General features: G+C 61.5%; 17 protein-coding genes. 7 read left to right on the forward strand and 10 right to left on the reverse strand.

Going from position 1 to position 17,612, the window contains the following annotated elements; all coding sequences use genetic code 11:
- Positions 1 to 29 precede the first annotated feature (29 nt).
- From ACN9MU_RS11190 to tssI, 7 genes are read right to left on the reverse strand one after another with little or no spacing between them, the layout of a single operon-like run.
- Positions 30 to 449: a hypothetical protein gene (locus ACN9MU_RS11190; RefSeq protein ID WP_426337328.1), complete on the reverse strand. Its 420-nt coding sequence runs from the start codon at positions 447 to 449 to the stop codon at positions 30 to 32.
- Positions 424 to 849 (reverse strand): hypothetical protein, encoded by a 426-nt coding sequence (locus ACN9MU_RS11195; RefSeq protein WP_426322383.1) that lies wholly within the window; start codon positions 847 to 849, stop codon positions 424 to 426. Before ACN9MU_RS11195 ends, ACN9MU_RS11190 begins: the two co-directional genes overlap by 26 nt.
- 38 nt (positions 850 to 887) lie before the next feature.
- Complete coding sequence (locus tag ACN9MU_RS11200; protein ID WP_426344592.1) at positions 888 to 1,217, reverse strand: hypothetical protein; 330 nt, start codon at positions 1,215 to 1,217, stop codon at positions 888 to 890.
- Positions 1,218 to 1,269: 52 nt separating this feature from the next.
- The gene (locus ACN9MU_RS11205; protein ID WP_426322385.1) at positions 1,270 to 1,653 is read right to left on the reverse strand and encodes a hypothetical protein; all 384 of its coding nucleotides are present in this window, start codon (positions 1,651 to 1,653) and stop codon (positions 1,270 to 1,272) included.
- The gene (locus ACN9MU_RS11210) at positions 1,654 to 2,895 is read right to left on the reverse strand and encodes a PAAR domain-containing protein (RefSeq protein WP_426170633.1); all 1,242 of its coding nucleotides are present in this window, start codon (positions 2,893 to 2,895) and stop codon (positions 1,654 to 1,656) included.
- 2 nt (positions 2,896 to 2,897) lie between these two features.
- Positions 2,898 to 3,728, reverse strand: a complete 831-nt coding sequence (locus ACN9MU_RS11215; protein ID WP_426170635.1) for a DcrB-related protein — start codon at positions 3,726 to 3,728, stop codon at positions 2,898 to 2,900.
- A 12-nt stretch (positions 3,729 to 3,740) separates the two neighbouring features.
- Complete coding sequence (gene tssI / locus ACN9MU_RS11220; protein ID WP_426322388.1) at positions 3,741 to 6,389, reverse strand: type VI secretion system tip protein TssI/VgrG; 2,649 nt, start codon at positions 6,387 to 6,389, stop codon at positions 3,741 to 3,743.
- A 249-nt stretch (positions 6,390 to 6,638) separates the two neighbouring features.
- On the opposite strand from tssI, the gene ACN9MU_RS11225 reads away from it, so the two are divergent.
- On the forward strand, positions 6,639 to 9,935 hold the full coding sequence (locus tag ACN9MU_RS11225) for a sensor domain-containing protein (protein ID WP_426344593.1): 3,297 nt from the start codon (positions 6,639 to 6,641) through the stop codon (positions 9,933 to 9,935).
- Here the strand turns inward: ACN9MU_RS11225 and xth are convergent.
- Positions 9,932 to 10,696 (reverse strand): exodeoxyribonuclease III, encoded by a 765-nt coding sequence (gene xth / locus ACN9MU_RS11230; protein WP_426170640.1) that lies wholly within the window; start codon positions 10,694 to 10,696, stop codon positions 9,932 to 9,934. The two genes, ACN9MU_RS11225 and xth, sit on opposite strands and share 4 nt — an antisense overlap.
- Before the next feature lie 364 nt (positions 10,697 to 11,060).
- On the opposite strand from xth, the gene ACN9MU_RS11235 reads away from it, so the two are divergent.
- Both ACN9MU_RS11235 and ACN9MU_RS11240 read left to right on the forward strand, forming a co-directional pair.
- A complete protein-coding gene (locus tag ACN9MU_RS11235) occupies positions 11,061 to 11,408 on the forward strand; it encodes a hypothetical protein (protein ID WP_426170642.1) in 348 nt (115 codons plus the stop codon).
- Positions 11,409 to 11,418: 10 nt separating this feature from the next.
- Positions 11,419 to 11,877 carry a hypothetical protein gene (locus ACN9MU_RS11240; protein ID WP_426322393.1) on the forward strand — a complete coding sequence of 153 codons (459 nt, stop codon included), beginning with the start codon at positions 11,419 to 11,421 and terminating at the stop codon, positions 11,875 to 11,877.
- A gap of 47 nt (positions 11,878 to 11,924) precedes the next feature.
- Here ACN9MU_RS11240 and ACN9MU_RS11245 read toward each other — a convergent pair whose 3' ends face one another.
- Positions 11,925 to 13,421 carry a leucyl aminopeptidase gene (locus ACN9MU_RS11245; RefSeq protein WP_426322395.1) on the reverse strand — a complete coding sequence of 499 codons (1,497 nt, stop codon included), beginning with the start codon at positions 13,419 to 13,421 and terminating at the stop codon, positions 11,925 to 11,927.
- 42 nt (positions 13,422 to 13,463) lie between these two features.
- Between ACN9MU_RS11245 and lptF the strand changes: the two genes are divergently transcribed.
- From lptF to ACN9MU_RS11265, 4 genes are read left to right on the forward strand one after another with little or no spacing between them, the layout of a single operon-like run.
- Positions 13,464 to 14,579 carry an LPS export ABC transporter permease LptF gene (gene lptF, locus ACN9MU_RS11250; RefSeq protein ID WP_426344594.1) on the forward strand — a complete coding sequence of 372 codons (1,116 nt, stop codon included), beginning with the start codon at positions 13,464 to 13,466 and terminating at the stop codon, positions 14,577 to 14,579.
- Complete coding sequence (lptG, locus tag ACN9MU_RS11255; protein ID WP_426170648.1) at positions 14,576 to 15,745, forward strand: LPS export ABC transporter permease LptG; 1,170 nt, start codon at positions 14,576 to 14,578, stop codon at positions 15,743 to 15,745. The genes lptF and lptG overlap by 4 nt, the downstream gene beginning before the upstream one ends.
- A gap of 1 nt (position 15,746) precedes the next feature.
- Entirely contained in the window at positions 15,747 to 16,127 is a 381-nt protein-coding gene (locus ACN9MU_RS11260) for a sirohydrochlorin chelatase (RefSeq protein WP_426322399.1), read from the forward strand.
- Positions 16,117 to 16,875: a carbon-nitrogen hydrolase family protein gene (locus ACN9MU_RS11265; RefSeq protein ID WP_426337332.1), complete on the forward strand. Its 759-nt coding sequence runs from the start codon at positions 16,117 to 16,119 to the stop codon at positions 16,873 to 16,875. The genes ACN9MU_RS11260 and ACN9MU_RS11265 overlap by 11 nt, the downstream gene beginning before the upstream one ends.
- On the opposite strand, the gene ACN9MU_RS11270 is transcribed toward ACN9MU_RS11265, so the two are convergent.
- Complete coding sequence (locus ACN9MU_RS11270; protein WP_426322405.1) at positions 16,872 to 17,606, reverse strand: hypothetical protein; 735 nt, start codon at positions 17,604 to 17,606, stop codon at positions 16,872 to 16,874. The genes ACN9MU_RS11265 and ACN9MU_RS11270 overlap by 4 nt on opposite strands.
- Positions 17,607 to 17,612 lie beyond the last annotated feature (6 nt).

A 17,612-nucleotide genomic window follows, 5' to 3' on the forward strand; every position in this document is an offset into this window, starting at 1 on the left:
CGCGCCCGGCTGCCGGCCGGGCGCGCATTTTAAAGCTGCAGTGAGAGCGCGTCCAGCATGCGGGATACCGCCGCACCGGCGTTGGACCTTGCTTTGGCGATGGCGCCCCGCAGTTGCGTGGCTTGGCCGCCGATGTCCAGGCCGTAGCAGGCCAGGGCATTGATCGAGTCGAGCGCGGCGATCGTCACGTCATCGTCTCCCTCTTGCATCAGCCGAAGCAACAAATCGAAACTCCGAGTCTGATTCGTGACTTCGCTGAGCGTTTCTGCGCATGAGCGCTGCCAGAGCCGGGGGCGTTCTGCCAGCAGGTCTTGCAACATGATCCACTCTTGGTCGGAAAATGCCTCCAGGAAGGCAATGGCGTCGAGGATACCGACGTCAGCCCAGTAGTCATCGCATTCGCGCACGCCCCTCAGCAGGGCATCATAATTTTTCAGCGTGTAGTTCATCCGAACAGACCGAGATCAGACCTTGCACGTCTTCTGCACGCGTGCTGTGGCGAGAGGTCAACTGATCCAATAATTGCTGCAGCCTTCCTCGCAGGGAAACTGGCAGTTGAACCTCCATATCGTCTAGTTGGCTGGCAGCGATTGCCGCGACATCGAGGCAGGACGATGACATAAGCAGCGTCGTCAAAACGCCAATTCCATCGTTGCTCCTGGACTCGCCAACTGCCTCGGCACAGCGCTCCTGAAGGCATGCGGAAAATGACAGGACCCTGGACTGCAGGTCGCTCCAGTCATCGGAGGTAAATTCATTCAAGGCTTCGCTAGCGATCTCCAGGTTGTATTCAAACCAGGGGGAGCTTTCATTGCCAAGCAGTCTTTCAAATTCACCTGTACTCATCATCCGATATCGTCTTCATCATAGAACTTTCCGGGAGGGCCTTATTCCCCGTTCTCTAGTACCGGACACCAGCCAAAGCTTGTGTCGAACATGGCCAGGTCGATGATCTTGTAAATGCCCGGCTGCGCAATTTCCAGGGTCACCATGCCAAACGTGTAATGGGTGTACAGACCGCCAATGCCCGAAATAACCCGCTCGTGAAGCAGCTTCCAATCCCAGCCCTGCACAACACCTGTCGATCCCGGTAATGGATCCAAAAATTCGATCTCGAATTCCTCGGCTACCTTGCAAAGGCAAGGGATGTTTTTTTGCCGGGTCACTTCTTCCGAACTGAGGTTCTTTGGCAAATCAATTTGCAGGTACAAACTCACTACTTCTCCTGGAGCTCATTAGCAGTGCATCGTATCTGCTTAGCGCTGGCCCTCATCTTCCGAAATCGTCTTCTTCGTCATCATCAGAGAATTTTCCTGGGGGAGCGTAGTCTCCGTTTTCCAGGATCGGGCACCAACCAAAGATTCTGTTAAAGAACGCCAAATCGACGATCCTGTAAACGTCCGGCTGTACCTGGTCGAGGGTCACGAGACCAAATGCATAGTGCGTATAAAGCCCTCCCGCGCCGGCGACAGCACGTTCATCGAGCAATCGCCTGTCCCAGCCCTGAACCACGCCGGTCGCCTCTGGCAGCGGGTCCATGAATTCGATCTCGAATTCCTTGGCTACTTTACATAGGCACGGGATATTCTTTTGCCGGATCAGGTCAGCGGTGACCAGGTTCTTGGGCAGAGAAATGTTTAACTGCAGACTCACTTATTTACTCCTCGGTACTATGACTTCCCGCGTATAGTTTTTCTCAAATGTGCTAACCGGGCTGAAATACTGCTTGCCGTGAGGGTCCCGGATCGCAACAACCGGTACGCCGTTCCTCGTCGTCACGCCATCGACAACAATGAAGTGACGGAAGCTGGAACCGCCCGTTCTATCTTCAATGACAGCAACGACAGGTGTTCCATCCTTAGTATAACGTGCCAGGTCATTCACGTTGCGCCCAGTCCTGTAATTGGCGCGAACGCCTTCGGACTTGAACAGGGCAACGACGTCCTGCGGATAAATGCCATCCTTGCCGGGTGGGATGCGTTCAATCAGCGCGCCAATCTCAACGGGTTTTCCCATCGTGTCCAGGACCATGCCGCAGGAATTATGGCCGCAGGTCGGTACCCGCCCCTGGTTGACCACCAAGCGGTCCCCATCGCGCGGCATCGCATCGTCCTTCAGCGGGTTGCGGGCCGGGTTGGTATTGACAGTCGGTTCGCCTGCAGGACTCTTTGGAGACCAGAGCTTGCCGCCTTTGGCACCCAACAAGCCACCCAGCAAACCGCCGCCCAACATCGACCACTTCTGTCCATCGGACCCTTCGCCAAAGACTTTTCCACCCACCCAACTGCCGCCCATGCCACCAAGTATGCCGCCGGCAAGGCCGCCAATCGCTACGAGGGGCGCCGCCAAGACAAATGCAGCGCCTGCCCCCACGACGAACATGGTCACATGTACCCAGGTGGGCACCAGGTCTTCGGCGTGAATTTCGTCGGTCTGCACAGTCTCGCCGCCGATGTTCACGTTGGGAGAACCCTTGGTGATGGTGGCGCTGCAGGTCGTCTTGTCGTCGACACGCGCGGCAGGCCAGCTGTTGATGAACACCTTATTGCTGCCGGTCGCCACCTTTTCAGTGTCCGTATGCTTGTCGCATTTTGCCGTGTCGAGATGGGCACGTATGGCGCGCAGGCTGTTGGTGAAGACATTGGGCGAGCCAGTCGTGGTTATATTTCCCACTTCTTCCTTGGGAGCCCAACTCATGGTGCTCAATACTTCGCCGATGCCGCCGCCGGCGGCGGCAGCGCCGCCAATGATGGCAGCGGCAGCCAGGCCGCCAGTGCCGACGACAGCAACCGCCGTCACGGCGATGGCCGCGGCGGCAATCACGCCGGCCAACAGCCAGCTCATGGTCGGGCTATGGCCGATCGGGTCATTCAGCCTTGCAGCAGCCTGCGCCATGGCTAGCCTGCCTGCCGCTCAAGGAAGCTGCGCACCGCATCGAGGTGCGGAAGGCCCGGGATGTCCATCGGGGGATCGTAGATAGCCGCCAGGTGCAGGTTGTCGAGCAGGGTGGCCGCATCAGGATCGGAATGGGCGGCGAGCTGGTACATGCCTGTGTTGCGCAGCCCCGGATCGTAGGAATTGGGCGCCGTGAAATGCGGCTGCAGACGGTTGCCGGCAGCGTCGAAAAACGCCCAGGTTTCCAGCTCCACTTCGCGCGGATCGGTCCTGCGGCAGGCCTCGCCCTGGTTTGCGAAGACGTGCAGGCTGCGCCGGCGGGCGGAAAGCGCGAAGGTATAGGGCTGCGTGGCCACGACGACCTTGCGTTTTGGAGCTGCCGCGGCCACGCTCAAGGGATTGCGCAGCGTCATGCTGGCGAGGAGGCCGTCGAACGCTGCGTTCCATTCGTCGCTGAAGGCATTCAGGCAGGTGGCGGCGACCATCATGGCTTGCCGCGTGCCGGGCGCTGGCCCTTCGACCAGCACGATGGCCTGGCGCTGGTGCATGAAGTTGCCGTCCTTGCGCCAGCTATAGGCCAGCTCGATCGCCGGCGAGCCGCCGACTTGGCATTCCTTCAGGCCCCGCAGCTGGAAGCGGGGCAGGGCGCGGCCCAGTTCCTTTTGCAGGCGGTCGCCGAAGTCGGCCAGGCTCTCTTCCCGCTGAACGTCGGCTTGGGTGATCACTACGCTGAATTCACTGGGCCCGTCGTCGCGCACGACGAACATGTGCATGGACTTGTCCTTGAGCGGTGCCGGAAGCTCGAAGGTGGCGCTGTTGGTGTGATATTGCATGGTTGTCGGCTCCTACTTGTTCAGGTCGATACGGTCGCTACCGACGATGTCGACATACTTGCCCTGGATCGTGATGGTGCCGTCGGCGCGCAGTTCGATCTTGCTGGCGCCGACCTGCAGCGTGATGTCGGTGTTGGCCGTCAGGTGAATGTGCTGGGTGTCGGATTTAATGTCGACAAATTTGCTGGCGCCCACTTCCACGTGCTCGGTTTCGGCTTTCAGCTGGATGTGCTTTTTCGCCGTGGCGGCAATGTGTTCGGTCTCCGCCTTGAGTTCCACGAATTTCTTTGCCGTGGCGCCGATATGCTCCGTTTGCGCCACTACTTCGACATGTTTTTTCGCGGTCAGGGCGATATGTTCGGTCTCCGCCGTCAGCGCGATATGCTGCTTGGCCCGCTGGTCGATATAGGATGTCTCGGAAACGATTTCGATCTGCTGCTTGACCGTGTTGCGCTGGTAGCCTTGGCTCACCGTGTTGGTCTGGTGCGGGCCATTGACGGTCGTCGCGTGCGCATTCTGCACGGTCGTGACCATGTCCTTCTGCGCGTGGATGTTGATCAGCTCCGAGCCCTTGGAGTCGTGGATCACCATTTCGCTGTAGCCGCCACCGCCCGGCGTGGAGCGGCTCTTGAAGCCCATCATATGGGCGCCGCCGGGCAGTGCGTAAGGCGCCGGCTGGTCGGCGTTGAACAGGCGGCCGGTACAAACCGGGCGGTCCGGATCGCCTTCCAGGTAGTCGATCAGTACTTCCTGCCCGATGCGCGGGATGGAAACCGTGCCCCAGCCCTTGCCGGCCCACGGCTGCGAGACGCGGATCCAGCAGGAACTGGCTTCGTCGCGGCGGCCGTAGCGGTCCCAGTGGAACTGCACCTTGATGCGGCCATACTGGTCGGTGTGGATTTCCTGCCCCTTCGGGCCGACCACGGTGGCGGTCTGCGGGCCGGGCATGCGCGGCGAACGATGCTCGCGCACCGGGCGATAGGGGATCTTGCGGCGGATCGCCGTGAAGCTGTTGCGATAAACGTCGCTCTGGTCGCTGCCGAAGAAATTGTTGCGGCAGTTGATTTGCACGCAGATGACCAGGAAATCGTTGTCCTTTTCGTCGGTGACGTCGAACCAGTGGTGGCCGTGCAGCTTGAAGGTGTGGCCCGGCGCCAGGCCGCGGCAATCGGATTCGCCTGCAAACAGCTTGGCCTGCCATTCCATGGCTTCCATGCGCAGCTGCGCCTCGCGCTCGCCGCTGTCGCGGTCCTTGTAGGAGAAGGCCGGGTTGCCGTCGTAGACCTCGAGCGTCGGCACGTCACCCTGTCGCGCGGCGGTCGGCAGTTCCACATATTGCACCGTGTTGGGCGACTTGAAGTCGAAGGTATTGAGGGCGACCTTGGTCGGTTGCAGCACACGCCGTGCGGTGAAGGCAGTGACGGCATCGCGGTCGTGCCAGCGGTTGCCGCCATTGAATTCGATGTCGGCATGTGCGAACTGCGGCGGGCAGAACGAGCTGTCACGCGAGTCGTCGCTGATCACCATGACGTGGCCTTCTTCGCTGTGCTCGAAGTAGTAGAACAGGCCATACTTCTCCATCAGGCGGCTGGCGAAGTGTTCGTCGGTTTCGTCGTACTGGACGATGTAGTTTTCCGGCAGGTAGGTCCGTGCGGTGCGGAATTCATAGGCCGCCAGGCTGCCGTAGTCGGAGCTGAAGATCTGCGTCAGCACATCGACCACGCTGGCGTCCTGGAAGATCCGCGAGTTGGTGCGGCGCTGCAGGAAGGCCAGCCAGGGCACGATTTCGGCGTGGTAGAAGGCGAACCCGCCATCCGATCGGGTGAATCCGAATACGTTGACATAGCCGTTGATGAAATGCTCGCTGCCGTCGGCCAGGCGCACGCCGACGCTGACGTTCTTGCCCAGCAGGTCTTGCAGGTCGATGCTGGAGCTCTTGGAGAGCAGGCCTAGCGTGTAGCGGTAAGGCGACGACAGCCTGGCTTCGCCGGTGACCGTTTCGACCAGCAGGGCCTTGTCGCCCTCCAGCGGCGAGTAAAAGCGCAGCAGGCGGCTGCCTTCGTGGAATGCGGCAAAGGGGCCGCTGCCAACTGCCTCCTGTAATGCCGCCAGGTGCGGCTTCATGACGGCCGGCGCATATTGAGGGGCCGGAGACATGAAGTCCTTGATGGCCAGGCCGGCCAGCGGGTGTTCTTCGATTTGCAGCGCCCTGGCAACTGCCGGCGTGGCGACGGGCGCGGCTTGTTCGGCAGCGTACGTCCCCGCGGCGCCAGGCTCGGGTGCCCGGCCTTCAGCAGCGTGGAGCCGGACGGCCTGGGATCCGGCAGTCAGCGCCTCCCCGGCAACCGCCGCCTCTTCCGGCGCGAGCATGCCGCCGAGGCTTTGCACGGCCAGGGCGGTCGCGCCTTGCGTCAGCGCGCTCGCCGGCGCTGCAGCAGGCGCGTCGCCGCTTGCGTTCGTGCCAAATCCGGCGCCAAGTCCGCCGATCGCGGTTTGCGCCAGTTGCGCAGCAGCGGGTGGGATTTTGTCTTGCGCCGCCATCTCAACTGCAGTGGGCACGATGTTGTCGGCCAGCTTGCCGACCAGCGACGATGCGCCAGGCGCTTCGCCCAAGGGCGACGACGCCAATGCTGTCTTGCCATCCAATGGTCCAAACGACATTCAGGCAACTCCTATCAATTATCAAGTTGCGACAAGCGCGTATCTAACGTACTTATCAAATAAGCAAACTTGCGGACGATACCAAATTGCGCCGAATTACTTCGCACGGTTGAAACTGGATGGTGGATTACTGCGTGGCGGCAAAAAGACATGTTTTTGTTGTAACAATGTCAGCAAGCCCGGCCTTTTCTTTGACTAGCCAGGTTTGTACGCTATGATCGGCTGGATACCCCCGGAGTCCAGGCGTACATGAATTCTGTTTCGAGTAATGTTGAAGTTGTGGCCAATGCCTTGCAATTGGTCGGAATGCCAGCCTGCGCCTGCGATGCGGACGGCCTGGTGTTCGCTTCCAACGCCGAATTCGACGCCTTGCTGCAATCCGATCCGCGTGGCCGCAACGTGGTGGAAATGTTTGCCCGCCATGTGCGCGCCGAAGCGAATGCGCAGTTGAATGCCGCGCTGGTGGTGTCCGCGGCATTGCCGAACATGGCGCCGCGCACAGCGCCCAAATGGGACAGTGTGCTCACCAACGCCAGCGGCAATTACGTCGCGGTGCAACTGACCGTCAAGGCGCTGCCGGGCGGGCTGGATGGCGGCGCCACCATCATCTTCAACGATATCAGCAGTGCCCAGCGCGACCAGCGTGCGCTGCGCAAGGCCATGCTGGAGCAGCAGGCCATCCTGGAAAATGCGGCAGTTGGCATCATCCTTGCCAAGAACGGCTATATCGTCGAGTGCAATATGCGCGCTGCCGAAATGTTCGGCTATGCACGCCAGGAGCTGGAAGGCGCGCCAAGCGAAATCCTGTACTCGACGCCGGAAGAAGCGCTGCGCATCCGCACCGAGTATTTCCCGATGCTGGCGAAAGGCACGCCGCTGACGCTGGAGCTGCAGTTGCGGCGCCGGGACGGCAGCCTGTTCTGGTGCCGTTCCAACGGCCGTGCGCTGGACCCGGCCGATGCCCGCGAAGGCACCGTGTTCATCCTGGAAGACATCAATGAGCAGCGCATGGCGAACGAAGCAATGGGCCGACTGCTGCGCGAGCAGAAGGCGATCCTGGACAATGCCTCGGTCGGCATCCTGTTCACCAAGAACCAGGAAATCATGACGGTCAATCCGCGCATGGCTGAAATGTTCGGCTATACGCTGGAAGAGCTGCGCGGCCGCCACGCTTCGCAGCTGTTTGAAAACGTGGAGCAGCACACGGTCTTCGGCCTGCAGGCGGGGCCCTTGCTCGCTGCCGGCCAGCTGTTCGAACTGCGCGAATGCCAGCTGGTGCGCAAGGACGGCAGCATCATCTGGTGCCGCGTGCGCGCCCAGGCCGTGGACCAGGAGCACAACGCAGGCGGCACCATCTGGATACTGGAAGACGTGACCGTTTCGCGCCAGACCCAGATGGAAGTCGAGGCCATCATGACCAATGCCTCGATCTCCATCCTGTTCACCAAGAACCGCCTGATCACGCGCTATAACCGCGGCTTTGCCGACATGTTCGGCTACCAGGGCGAGGAAGCGCTTGGCATGCCGGGCCGCGCCATTTATCCGGACGACGAGACCTATCATCGGGTCGGCGCCATTGCCGGCCCCCTGCTTAGCCAGGGCAAGCACTTCCACTGCGAAACGCTGATGCGCCGCAAGGACGGCAGCGACTTCTGGGCGCAACTGATCGGCTATGTCGTGAATCCGGAAGATCCGACCCAGGGCACGATCTGGATCATCGAGGATCGCACCGCGCAAAAGCATGACGAGGAATCGCTGCGCAATGCCTTGCTGGAAAACCAGGCAATCCTGGACAGCGCGGTGATGGGCATTTCCGTCTGCGAGAAGGGGCGCAACCTGCGCTGCAACGCCAAGATGGAAGAGTTGTTCGGCTACGGCCCGGGCGAAATGGCCGGCGTCAGCGTGCAGACCTTCTACCCCGACCTGGCTGCCTGGGACGCGGCGCGCAAGGCCACCGAAAAGGACTTCCTGGCGGGCCATGCCAGCTCCTACGAATACCAGCTTGTGCGCAAGAATGGCAGCAGATTCTGGGCACGCCTGTCGGGGCGTCCATTCGACATGGCCGACCCCAAGGGCCGCTCGGTATGGCTGATCGACGACGTCACCTCACGCCGCGAAGCCGCCGAAGCAGTGCGCCGTGCGCGCGACGAACTGGAGGTGCGAGTGCTGGAGCGCACCGCCGAACTGGCCGGCGCCAACGCGCAACTGCAGGCTGAAATCGTGGAGCGCCGCCAGGCCGAGGCCCGCGTGCACCATATGGCCTACCACGACAGCCTGACCGGCCTGCCCAACCGTGCACTGCTGGCCGATCGCCTGGATCGCGCCATGCTGGCCGCGCAGCGTTCGGAGCGCCGCCTGGCCGTGATGTTCATTGATCTCGACCGCTTCAAGACCATCAACGATTCGCTGGGCCACATGACCGGCGACGCCTTGCTGAAGGAAGTGGCGGGGCGCCTGGTGGGCGCGGTGCGCGCCAGCGATACCGTGGCGCGCCTGGGCGGCGACGAATTCGTGGTGCTGCTGCCGGGCATCCACGGCACGGACGAATCGAGCCACGTCGCGCAAAAGATCATCGACCTGCTGTCCGAGCCAATTGCGCTGGAAGGGCGCCTGCTGCATATCACGCCGTCGATCGGCATCTGCACCTATCCCGACGACGGCGGCGACGTCGCCACCCTGATGCGCAATGCCGATGCGGCCATGTATCACGCCAAGGCTTCCGGACGCAACAACTACCAATACTTCAACGAAGAGATGAACACGGCGGCGGCCATGCATTTCGAAATGGAGAGCGCGCTGCGTTCGGCGCTGCAGCTCGGCCAGTTCGAATTGCACTACCAGCCGATCATGGATATCGCCACACGCCGCCTGGCCACGCTGGAGGTGCTGCTGCGCTGGCGCCGCCCGGCCGGCGGGCTAGTGATGCCGGACCAGTTCATCCCGCTGATCGAGGAAAATGGGCTGATCGTGCCGATCGGCGAATGGGTGCTGCGGCGCGCCTGCGAGCAAAGCATGGAATGGCAGCGCCAGGGCATGGCGCCGGTGCCGATGGCGATCAACCTGTCGGCGCGGCAGTTCATGCACCGCGGCCTGGTCGATTCGATCCGCCGCACGCTGGAAGACACGGGCATCGATCCGGCGCTGATCGAATTCGAAATCACCGAAACAGCGCTGATGCAGCATGGCGAACAGACGCTGGCTATCCTGGGCCAGATCAATGCAATGGGGATCCGGCTGTCGATCGACGACTTTGGCACCGGTTATTCTTCGCTGGCTTACCTGAAGCGCTTCCCGGTGCGAAAGATCAAGATCGACCGCGCCTTCATCAAGGACCTGGAGCAAAGTGCGGAGGACCGCGCCATCGTGGCCGCGATCGTCGCCCTGTCGGACAGCCTGCAGCTGTCGGTGGTGGCCGAAGGGGTGGAGACGGAAGGGCAGTTCCAGCTATTGCGCGAGCAAGGCTGTACTTATGCCCAGGGCTACCTGTTCTCGAAACCGGTGCTGGGCGTGCGCGCCCAGCTCATGATGGAGCGCCAGGCCGCTTAGGCGCCCAGGGTTGCAATCACCGGCGCGTGGTCGGAGGGCTGCTGCCACTTGCGCGGTGCGCGGTCGATCACGCAGGAAACGCAGCGCTCCTTCAGCGGCGCGGACAGCAGCACGTGGTCGATGCGCAGGCCTTTGTTCTTCTGGAAGCCCAGCATGCGGTAGTCCCACCACGAGAAAGCCTTCTCCGGCTGTTCGAACAGGCGGAAGGAATCGTGCAGGCCGAGGTCGAACAAGGCTTGCAGGGCGGCGCGCTCCTTGTCCGAGCAGAAGATGTCGCCTTCCATCGCCGGATCGTGCGTGTCGCGTACATCGGGCACGATGTTGTAGTCGCCCAGCACGGCCAGGTGCGGGTTGCGCGCCATTTCTTCGCCCAGCCAGTCGCGGAAGCCGGCCAGCCAGCCCAGTTTATAGGTGTATTTGTCCGAGTCCAGCGCCTGGCCGTTCGGCACATAGGCACTGACCACGCGAATGCCGTTGATGGTGGCGGCCAGGATGCGCTGCTGTTCGTCCGGGTAGTGCGGATTGTTCTTGACCACGTCTTCCATCGGGTGGCGCGACAGGATGGCGACGCCGTTGTAGGTTTTCTGGCCGCTGAAGGCCACCTGGTAGCCCATCTCCTCGATTTCGCGGACCGGGAACTTGTCGTCGGTGAGCTTGGTTTCCTGGATGCAAAGCACATCGACCGGATTTTCGCCCAGCCATTTCGTAACGTGCGGCAAGCGAACGTTCAATGAGTTAACATTCCAAGTGGCTAATTTCATTTCAGTCTTTCTAATCAGGTGGGGGCAGATCTTATCAATACTCACTATGCTATGGGAAGCTGTCGTATTTGAGCCAAACAATGATTCTACGGTGACATCAAAATTGTGCTTTCTTGTCGCAAAAAAGGTGCCGCTGTAAAAATAATTTCCAATAGTGCTTCATAGTTATCAGATTGGTACTAAAATTACGGTATCAACAACCGTAAATGTCAATATAATTACAAGGTTGGTATCGAAGTTGTTTCCACGAAGCTGGGTGATTTTGCTTATTTGCAACGGATTTGAATGTTGTCCTGCGTCAATAAGTGGTAATATAGGGAAACTAATTCCGATTTAACGAGCACTGCAAACTAAAGGAATACACATGCGATCTGCATTCGAAGCATGGGCGCAGAAGGACGGCCAAATCGTCCGTCGGCGCGAAGACAAGCCAGAAGAGTATCTGGTCTATGAGACACAACGTCGTTGGCTGATCTGGCAAGCGGCGTTGGAACATGGCAAATCGCCAAGCGGCCGCAAGTCGGCCCGCGAGGCAAGCGCCCGCGCAGCGTCCCAGCGCCCGCAAGCGATTGCTACTGCTGACGCCGAGGTGCGTAACGAAGTCCTGAACGAAGTCCTCGATGCGTTCCAGGGCATCGGCGCGAACAGCATGGACGACATCATGCATGTCATCCAGGGGCTGCGTCAGAAAAGAGGCCAGTCGGCCGACTGAGCCCGACTGCATGCCATCCAGGCTGAGCCGATCCGCGTTCGCTGCGCTGTGCGCAGCGGCGTTGGTCGGCTGCGCCACGTTGTTCGACTCGACCGAGCAGTCGGTGCTGGTGCAAACCGTGCTGGATCACCAGCAGGTGTCAGCCATCGGCTGCGTGCTCTCCAATGACAGGGGGCGCTGGTTCGTTACTTCCCCCGGGCGGGTGACGGTGCACAAGAGCACCCAGCCGCTGGTGGTGGATTGCCGCCGCGAAGACGTCTGGGCTTATGACCAGATCGAAGCGCGCCAGAACGCCTCCAAGTGGGGCAACATCATCTTCACCCTCGGCGCCGGCCAGATAGTCGACAAGCAGACTGGTGCCGGCTTTGACCTGCCTTCCACGCTGACGGTCGTCCTGCAGCGCGGGGAGGGCGCCGCCGCGCGCGGTGCGCCGCCGCAGCAGCCGATGCCGGCATCGGCGATCTACTAAACAAAAAAGCCGGGTCTCCCCGGCTTTTTTGATGGTCACTCCAAATATCAGCCTGCGCGGCCGATCAGGAAGTTGGTCAGCAGCGGCACTGGACGGCCGGTGGCGCCTTTGGCAGCACCCGATTTCCAGGCGGTGCCGGCGATGTCGACGTGCGCCCATGGATACTTGCGGGTGAAGTTTTCCAGGAAAGCGGCAGCGGTGCACGATGCGCCGCCCGGGGAGCCGATATTGGCCAGGTCTGCGAAGTTCGACTTCAACTGTTCGTTGTACTGCTCGCCGATCGGCAGGCGCCATGCGGTATCGCCGGTTGCCTTGCCCGATGCCATCAGGGCGTCGGCCAGCGCGTTGCCAGCTTCGTCGTCGCGTGCGAACACGCCGCTATTGTGGTGGCCCAGGGCGACGATGCAGGCGCCGGTCAGGGTTGCCACGTCGATCACGGCGGCCGGGTTGAAGCGCTCGGCGTAGGTCAGGGCGTCGCACAGGATCAGGCGGCCTTCGGCGTCGGTGTTCAGGATTTCGATGGTCAGGCCGTTCATCGAAGTGACGATGTCGCCCGGCTTGGTGGCGCGGCCCGACGGCATGTTTTCGCATGCAGCGACGATGCCGACTACGTTGGACTTCAGTCCCATTTCGCCGATGGCGCGGAAGGTGCCCAGCACGGAGCCGGCGCCGCACATATCGTATTTCATCTCGTCCATGCCGGGACCGGCCTTGATCGAAATGCCGCCGGTGTCGAAGGTGATGCCCTTGCCCACCAGGACGGTCGGCGCATCCTTGGCCTTGCCGCCCTTGTGTTTCAGGACGATGAACTTGGGCGCCTGCTCGGAGCCGTTGGTGACGGACAGGAAGGAGCCCATCTTCAGGGCTTCCATCTGCTTGCGGTCCAGGATTTCGACTTCAAAGCCGAAGTCCTTGCCCAGTTTCTTGGCGACGTTGGCCAGGTAGGTCGGGGTGCAGACGTTGGCGGACAGGTTGCCCAGGTCCTTGGTCAGTTCCATGCCGTTGGCGGTGGCAACCGCTTGCGACAGCGCCAGCTTGTTTCCGGCGTTGTTCGCCACGGCCAGGGCCACTTTCCCGGGGCCGGCCCAGGCAGGGTCTTTCCTGGATTTCTGTGCGTCGGTGCGGTATACGGCGTCGCGGCCGGCCAGCACCACGGAACGGATCGCCCAGTTGGCGTCGCGGCCTTTCACTTCTTCCAGAGGCAGTGCGATAATAGCGTCGCTCGATGCGACGGTGCCCAGCGCCTTGATGGCGGCATTGATCGCGGAGCCGATGGCTTTTTCGGCGACTGCTTCATCGGCGCCCAGGCCTACCAGCAGCACGCGTTCCGCAGCGGCGCCTTTCAGGCCGCGCAGCAGCAGGGTGGTGCCGGCTTTGCCGGTAATGTCGCCGGATTTCAGTGCGGCGGTGATTTCGCCTGCGCTGTCGAGGGCTTTAGCCGCTTTCGAGAGTTTCTTGTTTTCGAAGACGCCGACCACGACGCAGCCGCTTTTGGCGCTGGCGATGGTGTTCTTGGCGTCGAGTGCTTTTATGCTAAAGTCCATTTGGTTTCTCCTTAATTTTGTAGAACGAATTATAAACGTCGAATGATTTTCCATCGCGCCCTCCGCCGTGAGCTGGTCAGCTCTGCCGGGGCTTCCTTTACGGTGCTGTTCTCGATCCTCCTGACGTGGACCCTGATCTCGATCCTCGGCAAAGCCGCAGGCGGCAAGGTCGCGTCCAGCGATGTCATCGCGCTCATTGCGTTCGCAGCCCTGAATTATCTGCCAATTGTCCTGATTTTCACCAGTTTTATTTCCGTGTTGATGGTGGTGACCCGCATCTACAAGGATTCGGAGATGGTGGTATGGTTTGCCGCAGGCGTCAGCCTGACTCGTTTCGTCAGGCCGGTGTTCCTGTTTGTCCTGCCGCTGGTCCTGCTGACCGGTGCGCTCAGTTTTTATGCAACGCCGTGGGCGCGCTCGAAGAGCGCCGAATATATTGAGCGTTTCTCCAAGCGGGAAGACCTGCAGAAGGTTTCCCCCGGCCAGTTCAGGGAATCCTCGTCGGCCAACCGCATCTTCTTCGTGGAAGGCGTTTCGGGCAGCAGCTCGGTGGTGCGCAATGTGTTCGTCAACCAGGTTGATGCCAAGGGTACTTCCGTCGTAGTGGCGAGCGAGGGCGTGATCGAGACGCTGCCCTCCGGAGATCGCCACCTGGTCCTGAAGAACGGTCGCCGCTATCAGGGCAAGCCGGGCGATGCCAGTTTCCAGAGCATGGAATTTGAGCGCTACAGCATGCGTGTCTCGCAGCAGTCGTCCGAGGGCGATGGCCAGAAGGAAACCAAAACCCTTCCGACGTTGGAGTTGATCGCCGCCGGTACCAATCCGGCCAAGGGCGAATTGATGTGGCGCCTGTCGCTGCCGCTGGCCTGCCTGGCGCTGTCGATGCTGGCGATTCCGCTCGGTTTCGTCAATCCACGAGCGGGCAGTTCGGTCAACCTGATTCTCGCAGTGCTGATCTTCTTCACTTATAACAACCTGATCAACGTGTTCGAGTCTGGTATCCGGCGCGGCAACTTCACGTTTGGCATGAGCTGGTGGCCCTTGCACCTGGCGATGGCACTGGCAGTACTGGCGTTGTTTGCCTGGCGCCTGAACGTGAATCACCGCTACCATCCACGCGCGATCTGGGCGGCATTCAAGCGAGGCGCGCGCAAATGAGCATCCTGCAACGCTATTTCTTCGTCTCGATCCTGCAGGCGGTCGCATTTGCACTGGCGGCATTGCTTGGATTGCAGGCATTCTTTGACCTGACCGGCGAGCTGCCAGTCGTCGGCAAGAACGGCTATGGCATGCAACATGCTGCCTTGTACACGCTGACGATGCTCCCTCAGCACGTGAACGAGGTGCTGCCTGTGGCGGCCCTGATCGGCACCATCTACACCATGGCGCAGTTCGCGTCGACTTCGGAATTCACGATCATGCGTGCCTCGTCCCTGTCCACGGGCAGGGCCGCGGTCATGGTCGGGAAGGTGGGACTGGTGCTGGTCGTTGTTGCCTTCATCTTTGGCGAACTGATTACGCCACGCCTGGCGCCGGTGGCGGAGAAAGTTCGCTTGATGGGCCGCGGCGCCACGGTGTCGTCGGAGTTCCGCTCTGGCATGTGGACCAAGGATATCATCAAGAGCGGAGGCATGACCGGCGATGTGCAGGGGACGCGCTTCTTCAATGTGCGCGAAGTGCGCTCGGATGGACAACTGGTGGATGTCAAGCTGTACGACTTCGACAACCGTTTCCGCCTGCGCACCCTGACGCTTGCCGAGACGGCCACTTTCAAAGGCAACAATACCTGGCTCCTGAATGGCGTGACGGAAAATATCTTCAGCAATCCGGCATTGCTGGCCGACGGCGCGCAAGCCAATCTGGCCAATAATTACGCGCAGGCGACCAGCTCGGTGGAGATCCAGCGGCATGCCAGCAAGGAGCTGATTTCGGAGATCACCCCGAAAATCCTGTCGGTCTCCGCATCCGATCCGGAACATATGTCGGCCAACGAGCTGGCGGTTTACACCCGCCACCTGCAGGAAAACAAGCAAGGTACGGAACGTTTCAAGATCGCCTTCTGGAAAAAGCTGTTCGACCCATTGGCCATCTTCGTGCTGATGGCGCTGGCACTGCCTTTCGCCTACCTGCATACCCGCTCCGGCGGCGTGAGCCTGAAAATCTTCATCGGCATCATGATCGGCGTCAGCTTCCTGCTGGTGAATACGCTGTTCTCGCATATTGGATTGTTGTCGGCGCTGCCGGCATTCCTGACGGCGCTAATGCCAAGCCTGCTATACCTGTTGCTGGCGCTGGGTGCCCTTTACTGGGTGGAGCGCCATTAGCATGGGCGGCCGCGCGCTGGTGCTGTTTGCCCACGGCGCCCGTTCCGCCAGTTGGGCGGCGCCGTTCGAACAGCTGCGCGACATGGTCGCGGCGCGCGCGCCGGGCATCGATGTTTCGCTGGCTTTCCTGGAATTGATGTCGCCGCGCTTGCCGGAGCAGGTGGCTGCGCTTGCCGCACTGGGCATCGACGACGTGACGGTGATTCCGGTATTCCTGGGACAGGGCGGGCATGTGCTGCGCGACCTGCCGCTGATCCTTGACGAAATGCGCCTGGCGCATCCGGGAGTGACGATACGCGCAGTCGGCGCGGTAGGGGAAGACCCCACGGTGCTGCGCGCGATGACGGACTACTGCCTCAACTCGGTGACCAATGGCGCCTGACGTGCCGCTGGTTGCGGCAATCCAGTCGCTTTCCATCAAGGGTGATATCGCCGCCAATGTTGCGCGCCACGTGGCACTTGCAAGCCAGGCTGCGGCGCTCGGCGTGCGGCTTGCGCTATTTCCCGAACTTTCCCTGACAGGTTATGAGCCTGAAATTGCGGCAGCCGCGGCGCTGCGTGGCGATGACCCGCGCCTTGCGCCGCTGGCCTCGCTGGCCCGGCGCAGCGGAATGATTATCGTGACCGGCGCGCCGCTACGAATCGAGGGCGCACTGTACATCGGCGCCTTGTCCTTCCTGCCCGACGGCCGCGTGGCCGAATATACCAAGCAGCACCTTCACGCTGGCGAGGAGACCGTGTTCGCGGCCGGCAGCGGCGGCGCTTTGCTTGACGTCGATGGCGTCCCGGCCGCCTTGGCCGTCTGCGCCGATTTTGCGCATGCCAGTCATGCGCAAGCTGCAGCCAGGGCGGGGGCCATGCTGTATGCCGCCAGCGTCCTGGTCTCGCCAGCCGGCTATGCAAAGGACGGCGCAATCTTGCAAGGGCACGCCTCCCGCCACGCCATGCCCGTGCTGATGGCCAATCATGGCGGCCCTACGGGTGGGTGGCAATCGGCGGGGTGCAGCGCGCTTTGGGACGAAGGCGGGCAACTGGTGGTGCAGGCGGGAGAGGGCGAATGGCTGCTCCTGGCCAGCCGCGTGGCTGGCCGCTGGCAGGGACGGGCCGTGGCGGCCGGCCAGGCGGCTTAAGCGCCCTTGGCGTGGGAGACCATGGCGGCAATGGTGCTGCCCGGGTTGTCGAATTCGCGCTGCACAGCGTCGCGCAAGGCTTCCGACTTCAGGGAGTCGAGTGCCGCGGCGCTTGCCTTGGCCACTTCCTCATCTTCGCCCAGACGGCGGAACACTTCGACGATCAGGCGCACTTCCTTGGTGTAGTTCAACACGAACGCCAGCAACTGCGGGGCAGACGAGGTGTTGCCGCGCTTGGCCAGTTCTTCGGCGAAGTCGTTGACGCGCTTGGCCAAGGCAGCGATGCGTGCCACCGGGTCCGGTAGGTAGCGGCGCGCCAGCTGGAAATCCTCTACCGCCACCAGGGCCGGCAGGGCCAGTTCGGCACAATCCTTGGCTAATTCGGGCAGTTGGGCGTCGATCTGGGTGAACAGGTCGTGGGTGGCGCGTTCTTCGCCCAGCGCACTGTTGATGGCGCTGACGTCGTGGAAGCGGGCCAGGGTGGCGCTGCCGTTCAGGATGCGCTGCGTGTCGCGGTCGCGAATGGCCTGCAGTGCGCGGCGCGCCAGCGGGAATTGTTCGGCGAGGTAGATCCAGTCGCGCAGGGCGAAGGACAGGCGAACGCCCGCCAGGGTCGGGTCTTCGTCGAGCGCATGTTCGTGGAACCACAGGTGGTCGCGCAGGGCGTCTTCGTATTTGCCTGCCAGGCGCGCATTGCGGGCGCGCTCCAGGACTTCGTGGGCTTGGCTCATCTTGTT

It is taken from the genome of Pseudoduganella sp. R-32 (assembly GCF_049913245.1).
Taxonomy (GTDB): domain Bacteria; phylum Pseudomonadota; class Gammaproteobacteria; order Burkholderiales; family Burkholderiaceae_D; genus Rugamonas.